The sequence below is a fragment of the Sphingomonas floccifaciens genome (genome assembly GCF_042681125.1).
In the GTDB taxonomy this organism is placed as follows: Bacteria; Pseudomonadota; Alphaproteobacteria; order Sphingomonadales; family Sphingomonadaceae; genus Sphingomonas; species Sphingomonas floccifaciens.
The window spans coordinates 511042-533759 of sequence record NZ_JBHUFC010000003.1 but is presented as its reverse complement, the minus strand read 5'-3'; the positions used below and the strand labels follow the sequence as shown (position 1 = coordinate 533759).

Genomic DNA, 22718 nt, shown 5'->3' with positions numbered 1-22718 from the left:
TTGTCGAAGCACCGTACTTTGTGCCGCCAGCGCCGAACGTGAACTTCGAAGAACGGTGCTTCGACAAGCTCAGCACGAACGGATGTGTGGCAGGTTCAGCGCGCAGCGTGGACCTTTGCCCGCCGGACGGGTAGGGAGCCGCCCGTCATGACCAATCATTCGAACCCCCGTACCCGCGCGCGATCGACCGCGCGGGCCGCCGCGCGGCTTGGCGCGGTGCAGGCGCTGTATCAGCAGGACATGGAAGGCACGCCGCTGCGCCAGCTGCTGACCGAATTTCACCAGCATCGGCTGGGCGCGGTGCTCGAGGACGTCGAATATGCCGACGCCGATCCCGATTTCTTCGACGACATCGTGTCGGGCGTGGATGCACGGCGCGAGGAGATCGACCGGCTGATCACCGCAAAGCTGTCGACCGGCTGGAGCCTGGAGCGGCTCGACAAGCCGATGCGCGGCATCCTGCGCGCCGGCACCTACGAACTGCTCGCCCGCCACGACGTGCCGACGGCGGCGGTCATCAGCGAATATCTCGACGTCGCCGACGCCTTCTACGACAAGCGCGAAAAGGGCTTCGTCAACGGCCTGCTCGACGCGGTCGCGAAGGACGTGCGGAAGTAACGCGTTCGGTGCTCCCGCGCAGGCGGGAGCCCAGGGTTATTGAGGGCGCTGCTCCCGGCCCTAGGCTCCCGCCTGCGCGGGAACACCGCGACGCACGATCGCCGCCGCACCAGCCACGACCGCCGCATCCTCGATGAACCCGGTCGGCGTCTGGCCGTGGTAATTGATCGCGATCGCCCGCGCATACCAGCCGGGGAAGGATGCCACGACCGCGGTCAATCCGCCGACGGCCGCGCCGAGCCAGCGATCCTTCTTCGGTGACAGCGCCGCGCCGGCAATGGCGGCGGTGGTGAAGCGGCCGAGTAGGCCGATGGGCACGATCCGGTCAGGCGCGGTCGGCTGCTTGTCGCCGGCCATCTCGCCGATCGCGAGCGCTAAGGTGGCCGTGGCGACCAGCGGGTTGGCGAGCAGCTTCGGCGCGCCGTTGTCCTCAGCCAACTCGCCTCGCGCCGCGGCGATCGAAACGGCCGCGAGCGGCGTCATTGCGCGCTGACCGCCGACGAGGCCCATGAGGAAGGGTGCGAGCATGGTGTGACTCCGGGTAGTTAGGTCCGGATAACGCCGTCTGTCGAAGAGAGGTCCGCACCTTCCCCGACCCGTTCGTGCTGAGCGCAGTCGAAGCACCGTTCTTCGTGCCGCAAGGTCATAGCGGGCGTATCGCAGTACGGCCCTTCGACAAGCTCAGGGCGAACGGGATAGTAGGGGGCGGTGGGCTGTTACCGCGCCAGCGTCGGGAACGCCGCCTTGAACGCCGAGACCTTCGGCTTGTCCCACCGCACGATATAGCCGTGATTCGGATTCTTGCGCGCGAAGTCCTGGTGGTACGCCTCGGCCGGGAAGAATGGCCCGCTCTCCAACTTGGTCGCGATCGGCTTCCCGAACGCCTTGGTGCCCCCAAGCTGGCGGATATACGCTGCAGCGACCGCGCGCTGTTCGGGTGTCTGGGGGAAGATGGCGGAGCGGTAGCTCGGCCCCGAATCGGGATATTGCCCGTCGACCTGCGTCGGATCGTGCGCGACCGAGAAATAGATGCGCAGCAGCGTGCCGTAGCTGACGACGCGCGGGTCGTAGGTGATCTTCACCGCCTCGGCATGGCGGGTGCGCTCTGTCGACACGTCAGCATAGTTCGCCGTCTCGCGCGTGCCGCCGGCGTAGCCCGCGGTCACGTCGCGTACGCCCTTCACGCCCTGGAAAACCGCCTCCATGCCCCAGAAGCAACCGCCCGCGAGGACCGCCGTCTGCAGTCCCGGCTTGGCGGGAACATCCTGTGCAACCGCAGGAATGCGAACCGCGCGCTCGGCCTGGCCGGGCGTCGCGAGCAAGGCGGCGCCGGCGGCGAGCGCGGCTATGGAGAGGAGAAAGGTCTTCATGCCACCTTATCCGTCGAAGGCAGCGGAAAAAGATGCGTTCAGTGGGTGACGACCGACGCTGCGTGCGCCGCCGGGATGACCGATTCGTCGGCATGGACCGACGCGACCGACACCATCGCCACCGCGCCGAACGCGAAGCGCCGAGGAACAGGCGGAGGAAGCTGGGCTTGGTCTTGGTTGACATCACGAACATCCTTGGCGGCGCGCCTGTCCATCGGCGCACCCGATTGAAATCTTTTCCCGCTGACGAGGACCGCCAGATCGTTAGCACCGCGCTCCGATGCAAGGGTCTTGCACCGGTCGCGGTGAACGCCCCCTGATGAGGCCGTTCAGCTTTGCGTTAGGTTAATGGTCCGTCAGCGCAGGGCGGCGCAGGCTTCCTGGATACGCCGGCACGCCTCGGTCAGCGCAGCCTCCGACGTGGCATAGCTGATCCGCATCGCCGGGCTGAGACCGAACGCCGCACCATGGACCGCCGCGACGCGCGCGTCGTCGAGGAAATAGCCGATCAGGTCCTCGTCGGTTTCGATCTTCTTGCCCTTGGGCGTGGTCTTGCCCATCGTCCCCGACACGTCCGGATAGACATAGAAGGCGCCTTCCGGCTTCGGGCAGACGATCCCTTCAGCCTGGTTGAGCATGTCGACCACCAGATCGCGGCGCGTCTGGAACGCGGCGGCACGCTCCTTCAGGAAATCCTGCGGCCCGGTCAGTGCGGCGACTGCGGCGGCCTGGGCGATCGAGCAGGGGTTGCTGGTCGACTGCGACTGGAGCTTCGCCATCGCCTTGATCAGCCACGGCGCACCGGCCGCAAAGCCGATCCGCCAGCCGGTCATCGCATAGGCCTTGGAACAGCCGTTCACGGTCAGTGTGCGCTCGTACAGGTTCGGGCACACCTCCGCGATCGTGCGGAAGCGGAAGCCGTCGTAGACGATGTGTTCGTACATATCGTCGGCGAACACCCAGACGTGCGGATGACGCTCCAGCACGTCGCCCAGCGCCTTCAGCTCGGCCTCGCTATAGGCAGCGCCGGTCGGATTCGACGGCGAATTGAGCACGACCCACTTGGTCTTGGGCGTAATGGCAGCTTCGAGCTGTTCGGGACGCAGCTTGTAGCCCTGGTCGGCGCCCGCCGCGACGAACACGGGCGTCCCGCCCGCAAACTGGATGACGTCGGGGTAGCTGACCCAATAGGGCGCCGGCACGATCACTTCGTCGCCCGCGTCGATCGTCGCGACGAAGGCGTTGAACAGCGTGTGCTTGCCGCCAACGTTCACGGTGACCTGGTTGGGCGTATAGGTCAGATTGTTGTCGCGCGCGAACTTGGCGACGATCGCCGCCTTCAGCTCGGCCGTGCCGTCGACGTTGGTGTATTTGGTCTTGCCGTCGCGGATCGCCTGGATCGCGGCCTCTTTCACGAAGTCGGGCGTGTCGAAATCCGGCTCGCCCGCGCCAAGGCCAATCACATCGATACCCTGACGCTTCAACTCGAACACGCGGCTCGTCATGGCGAGCGTGGCGGAGGGCTGGATACGACCGAGCGCGGCGGAGGGCTGCATGGGACGGGGTCCGTTCGTGAGTTGGCGGTGGCGCCCCTTACTCCCCTGCGTGCTCTTTTCGCAATCGCAACATTTGTTATCGGTTGGTCGTCGCCACGATCGCGATCGCCCCGCTCGGCGACAGGACCAGCTCGACCGCCGCCGCCTCACGCAGGCGGAAGGTCGCAGCCTGAAGCTCGTTGCGCACGCCGTGACGGTCGAAGGGATAGCCGAGCAGCGTCGCCTCGTCCTTCAGGGTGGTCAGATGCGCCTCCAGATCGGCAAGGCCGACCATCGGGTCGAACGCCATTGTCGCGGACAGATCGCGCGGATGCGCAGCGGGCGGCGTGGCGTCGCTCATGCCATGATGCATGGCGCGGCGTGGAGACAGGAGCAACCCCGATATGGGACGAGTTGACCGGGGAGATGATGACGATCAAGGGTTTAGTGATGACTCAGCCTCCGCTCAAAGCCACGATCATCCCGGTCACGCCGCTGCAACAAAATTGCACGCTGTAAAGGGTGAGTAAGGGCAGCATGGCGAAGCTGCTATGCCCGGTCTAAATACCTCCATGAGATACCAAGAGATTGTCGAGGCGACCGCTGCCGCGAAGGCCCAACGAGCCGCAGAGAAAAAGGTCAAGGCGCGTCGAAAGTTCACCGATGCGCAGCGTGCTAAGTCGGACGCGGCGCAACGATATCAGGGCGAGCTTCGCGCGGCAAACGACGCCCAACGCGACGCACAGGCGAAGATGGGGCCTGCATGATGTTCGTCATTATGGCGAGCAGGATGGTTAAGCTGATATAAGATGCTCATGGCATCCAACCTGCCCATCTACACGGACACGATCAGTCAGCGCCGCTGGAAAGCCGCAATGATGGACTGGCTTGACGACTTCCGCTTCACGCACGCGATCACGCTGGTGTGGAACCGGAGCGTCGGGCTGGATCGGGCGCGTGAGGACTTAAAGCTGCTGATGCGCGAAGCCGATCAACGGCTGGTGAGTTCGCGGTTCAACAAGGTGCCGTCGCAGTATCGCACTAAGGCACTGTTCTGCTTCGAGGGACAGCGACACGATCATGTTCATGTCCACTCGATGTGGAAGGCCCCGCCGGGCAAGTGGTTTGCGCTGGGCAAGATGTTCCCGCGCAAGCGCGGCGGTCTCTGGAACGAGATCGTGCCGAGCGGCTCCTATGATGTCGAGGCTTGTAGCTGGCACGGCGGCAACGCCGAGATCACCGGCTACGCGCTAAAGCAACAGCATCGGTTCTCTGATCCGGCTCTCATGGTCTGGGCGGACGAGTTTCACCCCGCCCGTTGACCCCACCGCGAAATGACCGGATGCTGTGTCCAGTGGCGGTCAGATCGAGGCGGATATTGCAGATTCACTCAGCGGCTTGCCCATCTTTGGCTGGCCGCAAAGTGGAGTTTTGCCTTGTGCTAAATTCAAAATAATACGAAAAGCTAAAAGCTTTATTCGAAGTTTAGAATTAAGGGGTGCTTGACTTGGGTATTATAACCTTTGCTTTCATAGCATTTTGCATATTCATAGGTTGGCATTTTCGACAAGAAAAAGCTCCAACTACGCCTAAGCAAAAATTCCGCGGCGAACCCCGCGCCGTCGCAAGCGATCCGAACTGGAGCTTTTTCATTGAGCAACACTGCGAATCACCTGCTGAAGTAGCCTTCCTTCGTGCGATGGTTGATGCTTATGAACTAATTCCTGAAAATGGCTCTCTTTTAGGCAGAGGTATTAGGCTAGATTTTCAAGTAGAAGTAGGACGCTATCGTTTAGACTTTTTAGCAAACAAATGGCTTATCATTGAGATTGACGGCGCAGCATATCACTCGTCAGAGGGAGCAAAGGCCCGAGATTCAGCTAGGGATTCTTACTTCCGAGGACTTGGATATTCTGTTGTCCGCATTGCCGCTAAAACTGTTTTTAATCATCCCGAAGAAGCTGTTCGCTTAACCGATGAAGCGTTGCTGGCGGGCAAACCCATCCTCGAAGTGGTTCCACAAAAATCTGGCGCGCAGAAGCTAAAATCTACTGTAAATGCATTTGCAGATTTTGGAAAACGGGCCAGTGATCTAATTGATATTAGAAATTACATAGCTCCAGCGGAATTAGTATTTTTTGAGGAAAAAAAGACCATAGAATACGCCCTCGAGAGCGCCAAAATGCACGCATCACTGCAAACAATGGACCCGCAAGAGTTACACGATTTTAATGAGCACATGGATTTTCTTAACAAGGCGCTCGGCAACGCCACAACTCCTCGAGAGAATACTATTCCAGCTTTTGAAACGCCAAATCTAAGCGGAAACGAAGCCGTTGATAAAGAAGTGAGTGAAAAATATTATATACTGAAAAAAGAGAGAGATATATACTTTCAGCAAGTATTGAATAATCTAGAAAGCAATGAGAAATTAATTCCATATTTTAAGAAAAATTTGCAAAAAATTGGCAATCAACAACTCCATGACGAGATATTTAAAAACCTTCGTTCATGACAATAGTTTTAGAAACATAGAGGCATTATAATTATTTCATTTTTGTGCGAAGGCACAGTAACGTTTTACTGTCGGCTCAGAAATGTTAAACTGGCGAGCCGTCGCGCTGATGCTAGCCGAGTTAGCCCGCCTCCACGCGACCACATCGTCGCTTGACGCGGCCTTCGGACGCCCCAGAGACACCTTGCCGCGGTGCGTTCTGCCAGTGGTGCGCAGCGCCTCGCGCGCAGCGGCGCGACCGCTGTCACACCGCTCCTTGATTCGTTGCCGCTCCATGTCGGCCACCTGCGCCAGCACCGCAAGAATCAGTTCGCCTGCACCACGACCAATCTGGCCCAGCCCTCGCACCTCGACCAACACGCCCTTCGCTAGCAGGGCGCGCACGGTTGATTGAACATCGAGCGCGTCGCGACCAAGACGATCAACGGCGTAGACGCAGACCACATCACCGTCGCGCACGAAGTCGAGCAGTTGAGCGAATGCCGGTCGGTCCGCCGCCAGCACCGCGCCCGATATGCCCTCGTCGATGAACTCGCGCGCGAACCCGCCGCCCAGCGCCGACCGCTGCGCCTCCACAGACTGGTCAGAAGTTGACGAGCGGTAGTAAGCGATGCGGTTCATATGATGCCTCAGCATAGATCGTAAGATACGCAATTTTTATGATACAGGCTTGAATATACGTCAAGTTATCTTTTGATCTAATCGGAGACGGTCGATTGAGGGCGGCTCAAAGGTTACAAGTTTTGATCGAGACACTCACGCCTGCCGGTGCAAGCCCTTGTCCATTTTCCAGTTCGCGTCACCTCGTTGATAGATTTTGGCGAAGCGGTGCGTCACGGCACGGACGAGGTCGACGACTTTCTGATCGCTATGCTCCGCCAGTTCGTCTTCCTTCAGCGTGAGTGCGGCCTCTCCGCTGAGAACCGAGCCGGTCACGCCGATCTTCACCGTGACGATGTTGCCGATCAACCTCAGCGTGGTCACGCCTTCGGAACTGAAGCTCACGCTTTGGATAACGGTGTTAAAGGCCTGCAAGACTTTGCGTCGAAGATCGATGTCGTCGCGAAGCCGACCCCGCATGTCTTTCAGACGAGCTATGTGCTCCGCGGCGTTGGCGCGCCCCATCGCCGCGTCGCGCTGTTTTCTGAGTGCGCGGAGGTTTTCAGCGATGCGTTTCGCGGCAGCCTCGGCCGCGAGCGCCATCTCCACCGCCATGTCTGATCCCCGCGCTGCGAGGTTCAGAAGCCCCTTGGCCTTTTCCAACGCGACCAGATGAGCCGTTTCGCGCTCGGCGATGATGGTGTTAACGCGAGTGACCTCGCTCTTGTTCGCGAAGGCGTCGTCATCGACCGCGAGAGGCAGGACTTCGTCGAGCACGGTTGATTCGAGCGCACGATAGGGGAAGGCAACCGCATTGTCGCAAATGCCCCGGTCGCGTCCGCTGCACATAAGGTAACCTCGGCTGTTCGATCCAGCGATACGCATCGAACGACCGCACGACTCGCAGCGACACAGGCCCGACAGCAGGTTTGCGATGCGCTTGCTCTTGCCACCCCCATGCGTCGCCAGCCGCGTAGCAGCAGCGTCTCTGACCCGCTTGTAGAGGTCGTGTGGAATGATCGGCGGGTAAACCTTAATTGGTGCTCCGTCCGGCACCCATTTCCCGCCGTCCTTCCGGCGAGGCTGATGATAGCCAATGACCTCCATTCCCGAGAGGATGAGATCGACGCGCGACGCATACCAAGGCTTGCCAGTGTCGAACATCGGAATGCCTTCGAGATTAAGCAGGCGGGTGATGGTGTGAGCGCCGTGTCCAGTCTCGTCAGCGATCTCCCAAATTCGCCGCGCTTGAGCCGCAAGCCGCTCGACGATCTTGTTTTCGTCGCCGACACGCTCGACCCATGCGGGCTTGGCACCGGGGATCGCCCTTCCGTCAGCCTTGGAATGATCTCGGCGGATCGACCACGACGACGACGCACGGTCCTGACGCTTCTTTGCTTCCTTGTTGGCCGCTTCGGCCTTGACCGCGAGTTTCATCACATCGAGCAGTTCAATCTCCTGATACGCCTCCAAGTGATCTTGGTCGCAGGTATGAATCGACACTCCCGCTTGAAGGATACGGTTTACTAGCGCGAACGTGGCGGTTTGCCCTTGACGCGAGAGCCGGTCGATATTCTCGATTTGCAAGACCCAGCCGATCAACGCGCCCGAGTCGATCTCTTGGAGTAGTTCGCCCAAGCGGCCTTTGGTGATGTGGTGTCCGTGAAATCCTGAGCGTCCGTCGTCGAACACCTCGCGTTGGCAATCGTATCCCATGAGACCGGCTTCATCGCGCATCTTGCCGAACTGCCGGGTTCGCGAGTTTCCCCTCGCTTGTGATGGGTCGCTCACGCGTCCATACTGGATCGAGAAGGCATTGGTCTTCATGTTCATGACTTTACAGGCCGAGGACCCAGTGCGCGATATTCTTGAGCCGCCGTTGAAGGCGGTCATCATCCCGGTGACTGTATTAACCCAAAACTGCACCCTGTTCTGGTGCACCGCGACCAGGCGGGCGGCGGTGGTCGATCCGGGCGGCGACCTGCCACGGATCAAGGACGCCATCGCCCAGGCTGGTGTCACGGTCGAGAAGATCCTGATCACCCACGGCCATCTCGACCATTGCGGCGGCGCGGCGCAGCTGGCGCGCGACCTGTCGGTGCCGATCGAAGGACCGCACGAGGCCGACCGGTTCTGGATCGCGCGTCTGGACGACGATGCACGGACCTGGGGCGTGCCGGCGGAGGTATTCGAACCCGACCGCTGGCTCGACGAAGGGCAGCAGGTGACGGTCGGCGCGCTGACGCTCGACGTCTATCTCTGCCCCGGCCACACGCCCGGGCATGTCGTGTTCCACCACCCGGCATCGAAGCTGGCGATCGTCGGCGATGTCCTCTTCCAGGGATCGGTCGGGCGCACCGACTTTCCGATGAGCGACCCGCAGGCGCTGATCACGTCGATCGTCACCAAGCTGTGGCCGCTGGGTGACGACACCGTGTTCCTGCCCGGCCACGGCGCTGTCAGCAGTTTCGGCGCCGAGCGGGCGAACAATCCGTTCGTGGGGGACGCGGTGCTGCGGCGGTAAGTTTCTCTGTCATCCCGGGCTAGACCCGGGATCCAGGGTCACAAGCCACGTCGCCTGTGACCCTGGATGCCGGATCAAGTCTGGCATGACGATCGAAGATGCTCAGCCCTTCGTCGGGATATCCAAGACGATCGCCGCAGCCGGATTAGGCGCCGAAAACGCGACCCACGCACATTCGCCCGCCAGCAGCAGCAGGATGAGCAGCGTCAGGATCGCGCCCGCCATGCGCCCCGGCTTCCACCCGTCCATGCCGAAGACGTGAAGAATGCGCGCGACGACGAACGCCGCGCCATAACCCCAGGCCCACACGCTCGGCCCCTTGGCGAGTTCGAGCAGCGCGAGCAGGATCAGCACGAAGGGCGCATATTCGACGAAGTTCGCCTGCGCCCGCATCCGCGCGACCATCGCGGGATCGCCGCCGTCCCCCATCCAGATCTTGCGTCCGCGCCGCAACGCGCCGATTCGCATCGCCATCCAGACGCTGAGCACGGCACATGCCGCGGCGGTGGCGAGCGTTGCGGGCAAGACGATCGGCATGGTAATTCCCCCTTGGTCGGACGCCCGCCAGCGTGACGGCAACCGCGTCGGGTTGCAACAGCGCACAAAATCGCTATAGGCGCGCCTTCGCTTCGCGGGCAGAACCTGCGCTTGCTCGTTTCGGGCAGGCGCTGTAGCGCGTTCCGCGAGACCGATCATAGATTCGTATTTTAGAAGGTTGCCGACATGGCCGTCCCCAAGAGAAAGACCTCGCCGTCGCGGCGTGGCATGCGCCGCTCGCACGATGCGCTGTCGGTCGAAGCGTTCCAGGAATGCCCGAACTGCGGCGAACTGAAGCGCCCGCACAACCTGTGCAACGCCTGCGGCCACTATAACGGCCGCGAAGTCGTCTCGGTCGAGGGCTGAGCCCCTTTCACCTGACCAAAAGGGTAGCACCGTAATGTCCCCCGATGCGCGGATCGCCGTCGATGCGATGGGCGGCGACGAGGGGCTTGCGGTCATGCTGGCCGGCGTCGCGCTCGCGCGTCGCCGGTTCGACGACATGCGCTTCCTGCTGGTCGGTGACGAAGCCAGGATCCGTGAGGGTCTGGCCGCGCATCCGAACCTGACCGCCGCGTCGGAGATCGTCCACGCGCCCGACGTCATCCGCGGCGACGACAAGCCCAGCCAGGCGATCCGCCGTGCGAAGACGACGTCGATGGGCGTCGCGATCGATCTGGTGAAGCAGGGCCGGGCCGCCGCCGCCGTCTCGTCGGGCAACACCGGCGCGCTGATGGCGATGTCGAAGCTGTCGCTGCGCATGCTGCCGGGCATCGATCGCCCCGCCCTCGCCGCGATGCTGCCTAGCCTGGGCGACACCGACACGGTGATGCTCGACCTGGGGGCGAACACCGAATGCGACGCCCGCAACCTGGTCCAGTTCGCCGTCATGGGCGCGGCCTGGGCGCGCACGACGCTGGACCTCGAATCCCCCCGCGTCGCGCTGCTGAACATCGGCACCGAAGCGCTGAAGGGCACCGACGAGGTGCGCGAGGCGGCGGCGGCGTTGAAGGCGGCGACGCACTTGCCGATGACCTTTTCGGGTTTCATCGAAGGCGACCGCATTTCGCGCGGCAACGTCGACGTCGTCGTGTGCGACGGCTTCTCCGGCAACATCGCGCTGAAGACCGCGGAAGGCACCGCGCGCTTCGTCGGCGACTTGCTGAAACGCGCCTTCCGCAGTTCGGTGCGCTCGAAGATCGGCTTCCTCATCTCAAAGCCCGCGACGCAGTTGCTGCGCGACCACCTCGATCCCAACAATCACAATGGCGCGGTCTTCCTCGGGCTGAACGGGCTGGTCGTGAAGAGCCACGGCGGTGCGACCGAGCTCGGCGTCGCACACGCGATCGGCGTCGCCGCCAAGATGGTGCGCGACGACCTGCTCAACCGGATCAAGGACGATCTGGCCCATTTTGACGAGCAGGCGACGGCATGACGACCCGGGCGGTGATCCTCGGGACCGGATCGGCTCTCCCGACACGTCGCGTGTCGAATGCCGAACTGGCGCAGCAGGTCGATACTACCGACGAGTGGATCGTCGAGCGCACCGGCATCCGCTTTCGCCACATCGCCGGTCCGGACGAGACGACGTCGACGCTGGCGACCGATGCGGCGAAGGCGGCGCTCGCCGCCGCCGACCTGCGCGCGCAGGACATCGACCTGATCGTGCTGGCGACGGCGACGCCCGACCAGACCTTCCCCAGCACCGCGACCAAGGTGCAGGCCGCGCTTGGCATCGACGATTGCGTCGCCTTCGACGTCGCGGCAGTCTGTTCGGGCTTCCTCTACGCCGTGCAGGTCGCGGACAGCATGATCCGCGCGGGCGCGCATCGCAAGGCGCTGGTGATCGGTGCCGAAACGTTCAGCCGGCTGCTCGATTGGGAAGACCGCACCACCTGTGTGCTGTTCGGCGACGGCGCCGGCGCGATGGTGCTGGCGGCCGAGGAACAGCCGGGCGACGGCAGCGACCGCGGCATCCTGTCGACCAGGCTCCATGCCGACGGCCGCCACAACGAGCTGCTGTACGTGGATGGCGGTCCGTCGACCACTGGTACGGTCGGCAAACTGCGCATGAAGGGTCGCGAAGTCTTCCGCCACGCGGTCGTCAATCTGGCCGCGGTGATGGGGGAATCGCTGACCGCCGCCGGCCTGTCGTCAGAGGATGTCGACTGGGTCGTGCCGCATCAGGCCAATGCGCGCATCCTGGATGCCACGGCGCGGAAACTGGGGCTGCCGTCCGAAAAGGTCGTGATGACCGTCGACCAGCATGCCAACACCTCTGCGGCCTCGGTTCCTCTGGCACTCGATGTCGCCGTCCGCGATGGTCGCATTCAGCGCGGGGACCTGATCGTGCTGGAAGCCATGGGCGGCGGCTTCACGTGGGGCGCTGCCGTCGTCCGCTTCTGAAACCGATTTCGTCTACTCAAATTGGCGGACTTCGCCGTCTCGCGACGTATAAAATGGGTTAATGGCCGTGGCTGGCTTTTGCACCACTTCGTCCGTCATGGTATTGAAATGCTGCCTGCCGGTTACTGGGGGCGGGGCAACGGAGTAGGACGTTATGCAGGAAGCGGGGACGCTTACGCGCGCAGATCTTGCCGAAGCGCTGCATCATGAAATCGGCTTGTCGCGGGCGGATTCGTCGCAGTTCGTCGAACAGATTCTCGGCCATATGTGCGAAGCACTGGCCAATGGCGAGAATGTGAAGATTTCGGGTTTCGGCAGCTTCGTGCTGCGCGACAAGGGCGAGCGGGTCGGCCGCAATCCCAAGACCGGCGTCGAAGTGCCGATCGCGCCGCGGCGCGTACTGACCTTCCGGGCAAGCCAGATGATGCGCGATCGCATCGTGGCGGCAAGCTGATACGCACGATGGTCGCGCCGGAAAAGGCGGCGGCCGCGTTTCGGACGATCGGAGAACTGTCGCGGGAAACGGGCATCGCCCAGCATATCCTGCGCTATTGGGAAACGCGTTTTCCTCAGCTCCGTCCGCTACAGCGTGCCGGCAACCGCCGTTATTATCGCCCCGAGGATGTCGCGCTCGTGCGTCGCATCCAGACATTGTTGGAAGCGGAAGGATATACGATCCGCGGCGTGCAGAAGCTGCTCGCGGAAGAGGCACCGACCAGGCGCGGATCGCGCAAGGCGGTACTGACCGACATTCGCGACGGCCTCGCCGCCGCCCTGTCGGAGGACGATCGGTCGGATCGCGGACGGGAGTAACGCGACCGGGCAGGCGCCAAGGCATGGACACGCGGCACCGCCCATCCTGACTGGACCAATCGACGATGACACTCGACGGACGCGCCTCGCAGGCGTGCTGCCGACGATAGCTTGTGCCTTGGCGCGAGGCTTTCAACGGTGTTGAGCTACCCGATCCGTTCGCCCTGAGCGAAGTCGAAGGGCATGGGACTCATGTGCTTCGACTTCGCTCAGCACGAACGGTTGGGGTTAAGCCGGTTTAGCCGCTTGCTGCTCCAGCCCAAATCGTCATGTGCAACGGCGCACACTAAGCCGTTGCGGTCGAAGCCCCTCACGATCGTCCGTGCTCCAAGCGCTGCCGCTGAACCGTGCCGAGCGAGCGATTCAGCTCATCCCGGACCATCCCGTGCTCCGGCGCAGGCCGGAGTCTAGGGTCGGTTTCGATCAGCTTTGTTCAACCGTTCGTGCTGAGCGAAGTCGAAGCACCTTGCGGAGAGCAGTCCTTCGACTTCGCTCAGGGCGAACGGGAGTGAACAAAGCTGATCGCTCCCGCCTCTAGGCAATCGAAGTCCTGACGCCCGCCACCGCTCCAGCCTACGCCGGAGCACGAGTCCGCATCACGGCAGGTGAATCAGGCTCGCCGTCCACCGTTCGTGCCGGGCAAGTCGAAGCACGAATGTACGACGCCCCTTCGCCATCGCGCAGGGCGAACCGACCACGTTGGACGCGCGATGCCTTAATCCGCGCCCGGACCAAGCGCCGGGTCCAGGTCGCGAGGGCGGATGAAACGCGCGAGCGTTGCGCGATCGGCCCCGGCATCGCTCCAGCGGTCGATGTCGAACGCCATCTCTGCGAGGCTGGCGGTCGGAAATTTCTCCTCGACGTCGGCGCGGGCGGGATTGTCGCCAGCCAGCGGCACGAGGGTGAGGACCAACTCCTCCAGCCCCGGGTTATGGCCGACCAGCAGCAATCGGTCGACGCTGTCCGACTGTTCCTGAATGACGTCGACGAGCGAGGCGACGGAGGCGAGATAAAGGCGCTTGTCCCATTCGGGCTCGAGCGTCTGGCCATAGCCGCGGCCGATATGCTCCAGCGTCTCGACCACGCGCACCGCCGGCGAGGCGACGATGCGGTCGAAGGTCAGGCCCAGCGTCTTCCAGTGCCGCCCGACGACCTGCGCGGCGCGCTGGCCCTTGGCGTTCAGCGGGCGATCGAAGTCGCGCAGGGTGGGATCGTCCCAGCCGGACTTGGCGTGGCGGAGCAGCGTCAGCGTCTTCATGCTCCCGCCTTCTGCCGGATCGGCGCGACGGAAGGAAGCGCGCGCACGCGCTCGATCGCTTCGTCGAGGGTGATCCGGCGGATCGGGGTGCCGTCGGGGAAGGCGGACAACAGGCGCGAGGGCATCGCCGCGCTCAGCAGGACGAACGCGCCCGAATCGTCGGCGCGACGGATCAATCGCCCGAAGGCCTGAGCGAGTCGCGCACGGACGATGCGATCGTCATAGGCGCTACCCCCGCCCGCCATCCGTCGCGCGGCGTGAAGGACGCTCGGCTTGGGCCAGGGCACGCCCTCCATCACCACCAGCCGCAGCGATCGGCCGGGTACGTCGACGCCGTCCCTCAGCGCATCGGTCCCGAGCAGCGACGCGCGCGGATCGTCGCGGAAGATGTCGACCAGGGTGCCGGTATCGATCGGATCGACATGCTGCGCCGCGAGCGGCAGCCCCTCACGCGCCAGTCGGTCGGCGATGCGGGCATGGACGCCCCGCAAGCGCCGGATCGCGGTGAACAGGCCCAGCGTCCCGCCTTCAGCCGCCAGGATCAACCGCGCATAGGCATTGGCCAGGCCGGGCAGGTCGCCGCGCTTCACATCCGTCACGATCAGCACTTCGGCGCGCGACGCATAGTCGAACGGACTCTGCGCCGCGAAGTGGATGGCCGAGCCCTCCAGATGCACTGCGCCGCTGCGCGCGTCCGCGACATCCCAATCGCCCCCGGCCCGCAACGTCGCGGAGGTGATGACCGCCCCGTGCGCCTGCTTCAGCACCGTCTCGGCGAAGGGGCGCGACGGGTCGAGCCAGTGCCGGTGCAGCCCGACGTCCCACTCCCGCCCCTCCGCCCGGTCGACCGCCAGCCAGTCGACGAAATCGGGATCGGCCGGCCCGCCGATGCGCGCGATCAGCGCCAGCCAGGCGCCGACCGTCTCCGCGCGCCAGCCGAGCGAGGCGATCGCGCCTTCGATGCGCGCGCGCGCCGGACCGTCCATCCAGTCGGGTGCCTCCGCCAGCACCGCCTCCAGCCGCCGGCCGAGCGCGACCAGCGGACGGACCAGGGCATCGAGCGCAGCCCCCGCCGGACCGGCGGCATCGACCAGCGCGGCGTCGGGCTCGGCCAGCTCGGTCTCCAGCGCATAGCCCGCGTCGTCGTCCTTGGCGGCGCGGGCGTAGACCAGCCCACGGACGGCACCGAGCAGCGCCTCGACCGGGCCGAACGGCGCGCCTTCCTGCAATCGCGCGAGCCAGCCGTCGGACGGCAGCGCCCGCGCCGCCTCGACCGCTTGCGTGATCGCGCGGCCGCCTTCTTCGTCATAGCTGGCGACGTCGCTCAATCGTGCGGCAAGCCCCCGGCGGCGGCCACGCGCGGTGCCTTCGGGGCCGGTCACCCAACGCCGGATCTCGATCGCCTCGGCGCCGGTCAGGGCCGCCGCGAACATCGAATCGGCCGCTTCGAACAGGTGGTGGCCTTCGTCGAACACATAACGCGTTGGCCGCGTCGCCGTTTCCCGCCCGCGCGCGGCGTTGACCATCACCAGCGCATGGTTGGCGATGACGATGTTCGCGTTGGCCGACGCCCGCGCGGCGCGTTCGATGAAGCATTTCCGATAATGCGGGCAACCGGCGTAGATGCACTCGCCGCGCCGGTCGGTCAGCGCGGTCGATCCGTTGCGGCGGAACAAGGTCGGCAGCCAGCCGGGCAGATCGCCGCCGACCATATCGCCATCCGCGCTATACGCCGCCCAGCGCGCGACCAGTTGCGCAAGGATCGCCGCGCGGCCCTGGAAGCCGCCTTGCAGCGCGTCCTCCAGGTTCAGCAGGCACAGGTAATTTTCCCGCCCCTTGCGCGTGACGACGCGCGCACGGCGTTCGGCGGGGTCGGGATAGAGGCGTGCGGTTTCGTGCCCCAGCTGGCGTTGCAGCGCCTTGGTGAAGGTCGAAACCCACACCGCGCCGTCCGCCGCCTCGGTCCACAGCGAGGCCGGCGCGAGATAGCCGAGCGTCTTGCCGATCCCCGTTCCCGCCTCCGCGAGCACCAGGTTCGGCGTATCGCGCATCCGGCGGGGGGCAAAGGCCTGCGCGGCGGTGGCGGCAAAGCGGCGCTGGCCCTCACGCGTCTCGGCCGCCGTTCCTGTCAGGCGGGCGAGGCGATCGGCGACCGCATCGTCCGCCAGCGTCACCGTGCGTGGCGCAGGGCGCGGCGCGCCCTCCTCCCATTCGGGCAGGCGCGAGAACAGCCAGCGCTCGCCGCCTTGCGGTTTCGACAGGCACGCCGTCACCTGTGGCGCCCACGGCCAGCGCAGGCGGAACAGCGTCTGCGCCGCGGTCCAGGCGCCCTCGCGCTCCGGCCAGTCACCGTCCAGCGTCGCCAGCATCGCCGCCGCCGCCTCGCGCAGGAAGGGCGCGACCGCATCGTCGCTGGCGGGCGGGGTGAGCCCGAGCGCAGCAGCCAGCCCCTTGGGCGTCGGTACCGCGAAGCGCGCCGGGTAGACGAAGGCGAACAGCTCCAGCAGGTCGAGCCCGGACAGCTCGGCATAGCCCAGCCGCTGCCCCGCGATCGAGGCGCCGAGCAGGATGACCGGCGTATCCGCAGCGATGCGGATCGCCTCCCCCCGCCCGACCGCACGGCACCCGTCGCCATCGGCGATCCAGATGCCGCCATGGCTGGCGTGAAGGGCGGGGTGGGGGAGCATTTCGATGGCTTACGGCGGTCGGAACGAAATGGAAACGTGAGAGGCAGGAGAAGAAGGATTTTTTGGGTGCCCTGCGGGCACAAGGCGCGAAGGCGCTAAGGGGGCTGGACCGCTTGGCTGCGAAGCAGCCTCTATCGAGCGTTTGAAATGTCTTCCGATCGCGAGCGTCAATTACACCATCTTCGCGCCTTTGCGCCTTCTGCCCGCAGGGCACGCCGAAAATCACTTCTTCTTTTCGTTTCGGAAACGCTATCGTCGGCCCATGATCCTCCTCGCCCTCCTCCTCGCAGCCCCGCAGGCAACCGATCCGGCGATCGCCGCCCGCGTCCAACGTGTCCTCAAACAGGCGCCGGTGCTCGACGGACACAACGACCTGCCCTGGGAAATCCGCGAGCGGCACGAGGCCAAGGTTGAGTCGATCGACCTGACGCAGAACACCGCTGCCCTGCCCTTCCCGATGCAGACCGACATTCCCCGCCTGAAGAAGGGCGGCGTCGGGGGGCAATTCTGGTCGGTCTATATTCCCGCCAGCGTCACCGGCCCGCGCGCGGTCGAGATGACGATCGAGCAGATCGACATCGCCCGCCGCTTCGTCGCCGCCAACCCGCAAGCCTTCCGCATGGCCAAGACCGCCGACGAGGCTCGCGCGGCGATGAAGGCGGGGCGGATCGCGTCGCTGATCGGGATCGAGGGCGGGCATCAGATCGACGGGCGGCTGTCGGTGCTGCGTCAGATGCGCGAACTGGGCGTCGGCTATATGACGCTGACCCATGGCAAGAGCCTGGACTGGGCCGACAGCGCGACCGATGCGCCGCGCGCCAACGGCCTCAGCGATTTCGGGCGCAAGGTCGTGATGGAGATGAACCGCATCGGCATGCTGGTCGACGTCAGCCATGTGTCCGACGCGACGATGGCCGCGGCGCTGGACGTGACCAAGGCGCCGGTCATCGCCTCCCACTCCTCCGCCCGCGCGCTGGCCGACCGGACGCGCAACATTCCCGACGCGTTGCTCACGCGAATCGGTGCGAACGGCGGCGTGGTGATGGTCAACTTCTACCCCGCCTTCCTGTCGAAGGCCTGGAGCGACTGGGACCGTGCGCGGTCGGACTATGCCAGGTCGGTCGGGGTGCCCGCGGATGCCTATGGCGCGAAATCGCCCGGCCCGCTGATCGAATGGGACCGCAGCCACCCGATGCCGCGGGTCGATGCATCGACCGTCGCCGATCATATCGAGCATGTCGCGAAGGTCGCGGGCAAGGGCAGCGTTGGCCTCGGCAGCGATTACGACGGCATCGGTGGCACCGGGCCGGAGGGGATGACGGGCGTCGACGGCTATCCGCTGGTGCTGGCCGAACTGGCGCGGCGCGGGTGGAGCGACGCGGATCTGGCCGGGCTGACGTCGGGCAACATCCTGCGGGTCATCGAGCGGGCCGAGGCGGTGGCGACGTCGATGAAGGACATGAAGCCGATCGACGCCATCGAGCCCGATTAAGGCGGAGCGGGCAAAAGGAAGAATAAAGTGTTCGGTGTGCCCTGCGGGCACAAGGCGCAAAGGCGCTAAGCGGTCTGAACTGCTTGGCTGCGTAGCAGCCCTTATATCGAGCGTTCGAGCTGTCTTCCGATCGCGAGCGTCGGGCCAAGCATCTTCGCGCCTTCGCGCCTTGCGCCCCGCAGGGGCGCCCGAACCACCTTTCTTCTTCTAGAGCGTGATGACATGGTTTTGCCCCGTCGAGACGGAGCCGAATTTTGTTCGTGGATAGGAGCGAGGAAGGAACGGGGCTTTGCCCCCGTGACTGACGAGGGACGACGCCACGGGCGAAATTCGGCCCGCCGCTCCGCGGTTGCCCTGAGCCGTCCGCCGGACGTCGTCGCAACGCTTGCACGGGCCACCAGCCCGCGCTGCGCGTTGCTCCTCGCCGACGAACGGCTCAGGGCAATCTCGACGGGTCAAAACCATGTCATCACGCTCTAAAACCCGCTCAGAAAACTCGCGACATTCGCGCCCAGCGCATCGACCGCATAGCCGCCCTCCATCAACGTCACGACCGGCCACCCGCACGCAGCGATATCGCGCGCCAGCACAGCATAGTCTGCCGTCGTAAGCGCGAATTTGCTGATCGGATCGCCCTCCCACGTATCCGCGCCGAAGCTGACGACCAGCAGGTCCGGCGCGAACCGCGCGATCGCTTCGAGCGCCTGCCCCTGCGCGCGGCGGAAGCCCTCCAGCCGCGTTCCCTGCGGCAGCGGCAGGTTCAGCGTCGTGCCTTCGCCTGCCGCCTCGCCCACTTCATCGGTGTGGCCCCAGTAGAAGGGGAAGTCGGTCGCCGGATCGGCATGGAGCGAGGCGTAGAACACGTCGCCGCGATCCCAGAAGATGTCCTGCGTGCCGTTACCGTGGTGATAGTCGATGTCGAGGATCGCCACCCGCGCGCACCCCGCATCCCGCGCCGCCTGCGCCGCGATGGCGGCGGTGTTGAGGTGGCAGTAGCCGCCGGCATAGTCCGCCCCGGCATGATGCCCCGGTGGCCGGCACAGCGCGAAAGCCTTGCCTCCGGCCAGCACCGCCCCGGTCGCCGCGAGCGCGGTCTGCGCGTTCCAATAGGCCGAGGTCCAGGTGTCGGCGGTCAGCGGCGTTACCGCGTCCATCGTATAGCGCCCGGCCAGCGCATCGATCCGGTCGAGCCGCACGTCGCGCCGCCTGACCACCGGCCAGGCATAGGCGATGACGTCCCCCGCCCGCCCCGCCGCGACCCAGCGGTCGTACGCAGTCTTCAGGAAATCGATGTAGCCGGCGTCATGGACGCGCAGGATCGGCGCCTCGCCCGCGTCCGCCGGGGCCTCCACGGGTCCGAGCGCGGCCAGGATCGCATCGACCCGCTCGGGCACTTCGGCATAGGGCGTCCAGCCGCCGTTGTGGAACTCGCGCGCGGGCGCATGGGCGCGCTGACGAGGGTCGAAGAACAAACGCATGCTCACCTCCGGGCCGCGAACCGCAGCACGCTGTATCCGGCGACTGCCGACAGGATCGACCCACCGAGTACGCCGATCTTCACGCCCTCCGCCAGCGTGGGATCGCCGGGGAAGGCGAGACCGCCGATGAACAGGCTCATCGTGAAGCCGATCCCGGCAACCAGCGCGACGCCGTAGAGGTGCAGCCACCCCGCCCCGGTCGGCCGCCGCGCGATGCCCAGCCGGTCGGCGAGCCAGACGCTGCCGAACACGCCCGCCTGCTTGCCCAGGAACAGGCCGAGCGCGATGCCGAGTACCAGCGGCTCGGTGAACGTCGCCCACGCGACTCCGGCAAGCGACACGCCGGCATTGGCGAAACCGAACAGCGGCACGATGGCGAAGGCGACGATCGGATGCAGCCCATGCTCCAGCCGGTGCAGCGGCGATTCGGGCTCGTCCGGCGATGCGCCGACCGGCACCGTTAGCGCCGCGACCACCCCGGCGATCGTCGCATGAACGCCGGACATCAGCGTCAGCAGCCACAGCAGCGCGAAACCCGCGAGGTACACCACCGGCCGCCGCTCGCCCCGCCGGTTGAGTGCGTACAGCCCAGCGGCGACCACCACCGCTCCCGCCAGCGCGGCGACCGCGATATGATCGGTATAGGCCAGCGCGATAATCGCGACCGCGCCCATATCGTCGACGATGGCCACGGTGGTTAGGAACAGCTTCAGCGACGCCGGCACCCGATTGCCGAGCAGCGCCAGCACGCCGATCGCAAAGGCGATGTCGGTCGCCGCGGGGATCGCCCAGCCGCGCTGAAGGCCGGGCATATCGCGCGTGATCGCCAGATAGACCAGCGCCGGCACCGCCATGCCCGCAAGCGCGGCGATGACCGGCAGGCGGCGCCGCTCGGGCCGGGTCAGGTCGCCGTCGACGACCTCGCGCTTGATTTCCAGCCCGACCAGGAAGAAGAAGACGGCCATCAGCCCGTCGTTGATCCACAGATGGATCGTCATCGGCCCGAGATGCGGGTTCAGCACCGGGCCGGTGGCCATGTGCAGCAGCGCGGCATAACCGTCGCGCGTCGCCGGCACATTGGCGACGATCATCGCCAGCACCGCCGCCGCGATCAGCACGATACCTCCCGCGGCTTCGCTGGCGAAGAAGCGGCGAAAGGCAAACGTCAGCACCATCGCTCTCCTACCACCGTTCGTGATGAGCCTGTCGAAGCACTGCCTTTTCTTCGTGCGCAAAGGCTCGCGGCGCGAAGAAAGGCAGCCCTTCGACAAGCTCAGGGCGAACGGAGGTTGGGCTCACGCCTTCGCCAGCGCGTCCGCGATCAGCCGCCTCGAATTGGCGATGCCGTACAGCTTGACGAAGCTGCCCATCCGCGGCCCCTGACTCGACCCCAGCAACGTCTCGTACAGCGCCTTGAACCAGTCGCGCAGTTCGGCGAAGCCGCCGGTCTTGCCGATCTCGTAGACGATGTTCTGGATATCCTCGGCCGGGGCGGCCTCGGGCAGCGCGGCGAGTTCGCGGTCGAGTCGCTGGAGCGCATCGACCTCGACACCCTCCGGCGCACGACGGACCAGCGTCGGCGCGACGAAATCGCGGGCATAGGCCAGCGCATAGCCGATCAGCCGGTCGAGGTCGGGATGCGTCTCGGGCGTCGCATCGGGGATGTAATTGCCCAGATAGCCCCACACCTGATCCTTGGTCGCATCGCCCATCACGCCGACCAGGTTCAGCAACAGGCCGAACGTCACCGGCAGCTCACCTTCGGGCAGCTTGCCGTCGTGGATATGGTGCACCGGATTGCCGAGCTGCTGCTTCAGTTCCTGCGTCGGATAATTGCCGCGGAACTGCCAATACTCGTCGACCGCGCGGGGGATGACGCCCATGTGCAGCTGCTTGGCCTTCTTGGGCTCGCGATAGGCGTAGAAGGCCAGGCTCTCTTCCGGTCCATAGGTCAGCCATTGTTCGAGGCTGAGGCCGTTGCCCTTGGACTTGGAGATTTTCTCGCCCTTTTCGTCGAGGAACATCTCATAGTTGAAGCCCTCCGGCGGACGGCCGCCGAGCACGCGGGCGATCTTCGACGACTGGACGACCGAATCGATCAGGTCCTTGCCGGCCATCTCGTAATCGACGCCCAGCGCGACCCAGCGCATCGCCCAGTCGACCTTCCACTGGAGCTTGGACTTGCCGCCCAGCGCGGACTGGACGACCCGCTCGCCGCTTTCGTCGGTGAAGGCGATGGTGCCCGCATCGGCACCGACGACCTCGACCGGTACCTGCAGCACGACGCCGGTCGTCGGGCTGATCGGCAGGACCGGCGAATAGGTCGCGCGACGCCCCTCGCGCAGCGTCGGCAGCATCACGTCCTGGATCGCCTGGAACTGGCGGAGCACCATGCGCAGCGCATCGTCGAACCGACCGGAATGATAATAGTCGGTCGACGAGGCGAACTCGTAATCGAAGCCGTAGCGGTCGAGGAAGTCGCGCAGCCGGGCGTTGTTGTGCGCGGCGAAGCTGTCGTGGGTGCCGAACGGGTCGGGCACCTGTGTCAGCGGCTTGCCGAGATGTTCGGCCAGCATTTCGCGGTTCGGGACGTTGTCCGGCACCTTGCGCAGGCCGTCCATGTCGTCGCTGAACGCGATCAGACGAGTCGGCTGGTCGCTGAGCGCATGGAAGGCATTGCGCACCATCGTCGTGCGCAGCACTTCGTTGAACGTGCCGATGTGCGGCAGCCCCGACGGGCCATAGCCGGTTTCGAAGATGATCGCGTCGCCATTCGCCTTGCCGTCGGGCCAGCGCTTCAACAGCTTGCGCGCCTCCTCATACGGCCAGGCCTTGGATTCGAGAGCGGCGGAGCGGAGTTCGTCTGTCATCGTATCGCGCGCCCT

Annotated in this window: 24 protein-coding genes; 11 read left to right on the top strand and 13 right to left on the bottom strand. The window is 65.0% G+C overall.

Features of this window, described 5'->3' with window-relative positions; all coding sequences use genetic code 11:
- Positions 1–147: 147 nt before the first annotated feature.
- Positions 148–618, top strand: a complete 471-nt coding sequence (gene nusB / locus ACFSC3_RS09625) for a transcription antitermination factor NusB (protein ID WP_380940190.1) — start codon at positions 148–150, stop codon at positions 616–618.
- 60 nt (positions 619–678) lie between these two features.
- Here nusB and ACFSC3_RS09620 read toward each other — a convergent pair whose 3' ends face one another.
- The 5 genes from ACFSC3_RS09620 to ACFSC3_RS09600 form a co-directional block, all read right to left on the bottom strand.
- Positions 679–1146: a DUF4126 family protein gene (locus ACFSC3_RS09620; protein ID WP_380940189.1), complete on the bottom strand. Its 468-nt coding sequence runs from the start codon at positions 1144–1146 to the stop codon at positions 679–681.
- Positions 1147–1334: 188 nt separating this feature from the next.
- Positions 1335–1988: a peptide-methionine (S)-S-oxide reductase MsrA gene (gene msrA, locus ACFSC3_RS09615; RefSeq protein ID WP_380940188.1), complete on the bottom strand. Its 654-nt coding sequence runs from the start codon at positions 1986–1988 to the stop codon at positions 1335–1337.
- A gap of 38 nt (positions 1989–2026) precedes the next feature.
- Complete coding sequence (locus ACFSC3_RS09610) at positions 2027–2203, bottom strand: hypothetical protein (protein ID WP_380940187.1); 177 nt, start codon at positions 2201–2203, stop codon at positions 2027–2029.
- A gap of 141 nt (positions 2204–2344) precedes the next feature.
- Positions 2345–3544: a pyridoxal phosphate-dependent aminotransferase gene (locus tag ACFSC3_RS09605; RefSeq protein WP_380940186.1), complete on the bottom strand. Its 1200-nt coding sequence runs from the start codon at positions 3542–3544 to the stop codon at positions 2345–2347.
- 76 nt (positions 3545–3620) lie between these two features.
- Positions 3621–3884, bottom strand: a complete 264-nt coding sequence (locus tag ACFSC3_RS09600) for an aminotransferase class IV (RefSeq protein WP_380940185.1) — start codon at positions 3882–3884, stop codon at positions 3621–3623.
- Positions 3885–4074: 190 nt separating this feature from the next.
- On the opposite strand from ACFSC3_RS09600, the gene ACFSC3_RS09595 reads away from it, so the two are divergent.
- The 3 genes from ACFSC3_RS09595 to ACFSC3_RS09585 all read left to right on the top strand — a co-directional run bounded on the left by ACFSC3_RS09595 (position 4075) and on the right by ACFSC3_RS09585 (position 6038).
- Entirely contained in the window at positions 4075–4290 is a 216-nt protein-coding gene (locus tag ACFSC3_RS09595; RefSeq protein ID WP_380940184.1) for a hypothetical protein, read from the top strand.
- A gap of 48 nt (positions 4291–4338) precedes the next feature.
- Positions 4339–4845 carry a hypothetical protein gene (locus tag ACFSC3_RS09590; RefSeq protein ID WP_380940183.1) on the top strand — a complete coding sequence of 169 codons (507 nt, stop codon included), beginning with the start codon at positions 4339–4341 and terminating at the stop codon, positions 4843–4845.
- Between the two features lie 185 nt (positions 4846–5030).
- Positions 5031–6038: an endonuclease domain-containing protein gene (locus ACFSC3_RS09585; protein ID WP_380940182.1), complete on the top strand. Its 1008-nt coding sequence runs from the start codon at positions 5031–5033 to the stop codon at positions 6036–6038.
- A 36-nt stretch (positions 6039–6074) separates the two neighbouring features.
- On the opposite strand, the gene ACFSC3_RS09580 is transcribed toward ACFSC3_RS09585, so the two are convergent.
- A complete protein-coding gene (locus ACFSC3_RS09580) occupies positions 6075–6659 on the bottom strand; it encodes a recombinase family protein (RefSeq protein WP_380940181.1) in 585 nt (194 codons plus the stop codon).
- Positions 6660–6794: 135 nt separating this feature from the next.
- The gene (locus ACFSC3_RS09575; RefSeq protein ID WP_380940180.1) at positions 6795–8465 is read right to left on the bottom strand and encodes a recombinase zinc beta ribbon domain-containing protein; all 1671 of its coding nucleotides are present in this window, start codon (positions 8463–8465) and stop codon (positions 6795–6797) included.
- A gap of 37 nt (positions 8466–8502) precedes the next feature.
- Between ACFSC3_RS09575 and ACFSC3_RS09570 the strand changes: the two genes are divergently transcribed.
- The gene (locus ACFSC3_RS09570; RefSeq protein WP_380940901.1) at positions 8503–9162 is read left to right on the top strand and encodes an MBL fold metallo-hydrolase; all 660 of its coding nucleotides are present in this window, start codon (positions 8503–8505) and stop codon (positions 9160–9162) included.
- A 102-nt stretch (positions 9163–9264) separates the two neighbouring features.
- Here ACFSC3_RS09570 and ACFSC3_RS09565 read toward each other — a convergent pair whose 3' ends face one another.
- Entirely contained in the window at positions 9265–9699 is a 435-nt protein-coding gene (locus tag ACFSC3_RS09565) for an MAPEG family protein (protein ID WP_380940179.1), read from the bottom strand.
- A 186-nt stretch (positions 9700–9885) separates the two neighbouring features.
- Here ACFSC3_RS09565 and rpmF point away from each other — a divergent pair, with 186 nt between their 5' ends.
- The 5 genes from rpmF to ACFSC3_RS09540 all read left to right on the top strand — a co-directional run bounded on the left by rpmF (position 9886) and on the right by ACFSC3_RS09540 (position 12918).
- Positions 9886–10065, top strand: coding sequence for a 50S ribosomal protein L32 (rpmF, locus tag ACFSC3_RS09560; RefSeq protein WP_056422835.1), 180 nt, complete (start codon positions 9886–9888; stop codon positions 10063–10065).
- 34 nt (positions 10066–10099) lie between these two features.
- On the top strand, positions 10100–11134 hold the full coding sequence (plsX, locus tag ACFSC3_RS09555; RefSeq protein ID WP_380940178.1) for a phosphate acyltransferase PlsX: 1035 nt from the start codon (positions 10100–10102) through the stop codon (positions 11132–11134).
- Positions 11131–12105, top strand: a complete 975-nt coding sequence (locus ACFSC3_RS09550; protein WP_380940177.1) for a beta-ketoacyl-ACP synthase III — start codon at positions 11131–11133, stop codon at positions 12103–12105. The genes plsX and ACFSC3_RS09550 overlap by 4 nt, the downstream gene beginning before the upstream one ends.
- Before the next feature lie 154 nt (positions 12106–12259).
- Positions 12260–12559: an integration host factor subunit alpha gene (locus ACFSC3_RS09545; RefSeq protein WP_380940176.1), complete on the top strand. Its 300-nt coding sequence runs from the start codon at positions 12260–12262 to the stop codon at positions 12557–12559.
- A gap of 8 nt (positions 12560–12567) precedes the next feature.
- The gene (locus ACFSC3_RS09540) at positions 12568–12918 is read left to right on the top strand and encodes a MerR family transcriptional regulator (protein WP_380940175.1); all 351 of its coding nucleotides are present in this window, start codon (positions 12568–12570) and stop codon (positions 12916–12918) included.
- 715 nt (positions 12919–13633) lie between these two features.
- Here ACFSC3_RS09540 and ACFSC3_RS09535 read toward each other — a convergent pair.
- Complete coding sequence (locus tag ACFSC3_RS09535) at positions 13634–14176, bottom strand: SixA phosphatase family protein (protein ID WP_380940174.1); 543 nt, start codon at positions 14174–14176, stop codon at positions 13634–13636.
- Positions 14173–16863 carry an ATP-dependent DNA helicase gene (locus ACFSC3_RS09530; protein WP_380940173.1) on the bottom strand — a complete coding sequence of 897 codons (2691 nt, stop codon included), beginning with the start codon at positions 16861–16863 and terminating at the stop codon, positions 14173–14175. Before ACFSC3_RS09530 ends, ACFSC3_RS09535 begins: the two co-directional genes overlap by 4 nt.
- A gap of 262 nt (positions 16864–17125) precedes the next feature.
- On the opposite strand from ACFSC3_RS09530, the gene ACFSC3_RS09525 reads away from it, so the two are divergent.
- Positions 17126–18355, top strand: coding sequence for a dipeptidase (locus ACFSC3_RS09525; protein WP_380940172.1), 1230 nt, complete (start codon positions 17126–17128; stop codon positions 18353–18355).
- A 476-nt stretch (positions 18356–18831) separates the two neighbouring features.
- Here the strand turns inward: ACFSC3_RS09525 and ACFSC3_RS09520 are convergent, their stop codons facing one another.
- The 3 genes from ACFSC3_RS09520 to ACFSC3_RS09510 all read right to left on the bottom strand — a co-directional run bounded on the left by ACFSC3_RS09520 (position 18832) and on the right by ACFSC3_RS09510 (position 22703).
- Positions 18832–19833 carry a histone deacetylase family protein gene (locus ACFSC3_RS09520; RefSeq protein ID WP_380940171.1) on the bottom strand — a complete coding sequence of 334 codons (1002 nt, stop codon included), beginning with the start codon at positions 19831–19833 and terminating at the stop codon, positions 18832–18834.
- A gap of 2 nt (positions 19834–19835) precedes the next feature.
- Entirely contained in the window at positions 19836–21008 is a 1173-nt protein-coding gene (gene nhaA, locus ACFSC3_RS09515) for a Na+/H+ antiporter NhaA (protein ID WP_380940170.1), read from the bottom strand.
- Between the two features lie 120 nt (positions 21009–21128).
- A complete protein-coding gene (locus ACFSC3_RS09510) occupies positions 21129–22703 on the bottom strand; it encodes a lysine--tRNA ligase (RefSeq protein ID WP_380940169.1) in 1575 nt (524 codons plus the stop codon).
- Positions 22704–22718 lie beyond the last annotated feature (15 nt).

What these genes read in the sequence shown, in the direction of transcription:
- ACFSC3_RS09595 (WP_380940184.1), top strand. Translation starts at nt 4,075, where the DNA reads ATGCCCGGTCTAAATACCTCCATGAGATACCAAGAGATTGTCGAGGCG.
- ACFSC3_RS09620 (WP_380940189.1), bottom strand. Translation starts at nt 1,146, where the DNA reads ATGCTCGCACCCTTCCTCATGGGCCTCGTCGGCGGTCAGCGCGCAATG.
- ACFSC3_RS09565 (WP_380940179.1), bottom strand. Translation starts at nt 9,699, where the DNA reads ATGCCGATCGTCTTGCCCGCAACGCTCGCCACCGCCGCGGCATGTGCC.
- ACFSC3_RS09520 (WP_380940171.1), bottom strand. Translation starts at nt 19,833, where the DNA reads ATGCGTTTGTTCTTCGACCCTCGTCAGCGCGCCCATGCGCCCGCGCGC.
- ACFSC3_RS09590 (WP_380940183.1), top strand. Translation starts at nt 4,339, where the DNA reads ATGGCATCCAACCTGCCCATCTACACGGACACGATCAGTCAGCGCCGC.
- ACFSC3_RS09510 (WP_380940169.1), bottom strand. Translation starts at nt 22,703, where the DNA reads ATGACAGACGAACTCCGCTCCGCCGCTCTCGAATCCAAGGCCTGGCCG.
- ACFSC3_RS09610 (WP_380940187.1), bottom strand. Translation starts at nt 2,203, where the DNA reads ATGGACAGGCGCGCCGCCAAGGATGTTCGTGATGTCAACCAAGACCAA.
- ACFSC3_RS09540 (WP_380940175.1), top strand. Translation starts at nt 12,568, where the DNA reads ATGGTCGCGCCGGAAAAGGCGGCGGCCGCGTTTCGGACGATCGGAGAA.
- rpmF (WP_056422835.1), top strand. Translation starts at nt 9,886, where the DNA reads ATGGCCGTCCCCAAGAGAAAGACCTCGCCGTCGCGGCGTGGCATGCGC.
- ACFSC3_RS09545 (WP_380940176.1), top strand. Translation starts at nt 12,260, where the DNA reads ATGCAGGAAGCGGGGACGCTTACGCGCGCAGATCTTGCCGAAGCGCTG.
- ACFSC3_RS09550 (WP_380940177.1), top strand. Translation starts at nt 11,131, where the DNA reads ATGACGACCCGGGCGGTGATCCTCGGGACCGGATCGGCTCTCCCGACA.
- ACFSC3_RS09580 (WP_380940181.1), bottom strand. Translation starts at nt 6,659, where the DNA reads ATGAACCGCATCGCTTACTACCGCTCGTCAACTTCTGACCAGTCTGTG.
- ACFSC3_RS09535 (WP_380940174.1), bottom strand. Translation starts at nt 14,176, where the DNA reads ATGAAGACGCTGACGCTGCTCCGCCACGCCAAGTCCGGCTGGGACGAT.
- ACFSC3_RS09575 (WP_380940180.1), bottom strand. Translation starts at nt 8,465, where the DNA reads ATGAAGACCAATGCCTTCTCGATCCAGTATGGACGCGTGAGCGACCCA.
- plsX (WP_380940178.1), top strand. Translation starts at nt 10,100, where the DNA reads ATGTCCCCCGATGCGCGGATCGCCGTCGATGCGATGGGCGGCGACGAG.
- ACFSC3_RS09530 (WP_380940173.1), bottom strand. Translation starts at nt 16,863, where the DNA reads ATGCTCCCCCACCCCGCCCTTCACGCCAGCCATGGCGGCATCTGGATC.
- ACFSC3_RS09600 (WP_380940185.1), bottom strand. Translation starts at nt 3,884, where the DNA reads ATGAGCGACGCCACGCCGCCCGCTGCGCATCCGCGCGATCTGTCCGCG.
- ACFSC3_RS09525 (WP_380940172.1), top strand. Translation starts at nt 17,126, where the DNA reads ATGATCCTCCTCGCCCTCCTCCTCGCAGCCCCGCAGGCAACCGATCCG.
- ACFSC3_RS09605 (WP_380940186.1), bottom strand. Translation starts at nt 3,544, where the DNA reads ATGCAGCCCTCCGCCGCGCTCGGTCGTATCCAGCCCTCCGCCACGCTC.
- nusB (WP_380940190.1), top strand. Translation starts at nt 148, where the DNA reads ATGACCAATCATTCGAACCCCCGTACCCGCGCGCGATCGACCGCGCGG.
- nhaA (WP_380940170.1), bottom strand. Translation starts at nt 21,008, where the DNA reads ATGGTGCTGACGTTTGCCTTTCGCCGCTTCTTCGCCAGCGAAGCCGCG.
- msrA (WP_380940188.1), bottom strand. Translation starts at nt 1,988, where the DNA reads ATGAAGACCTTTCTCCTCTCCATAGCCGCGCTCGCCGCCGGCGCCGCC.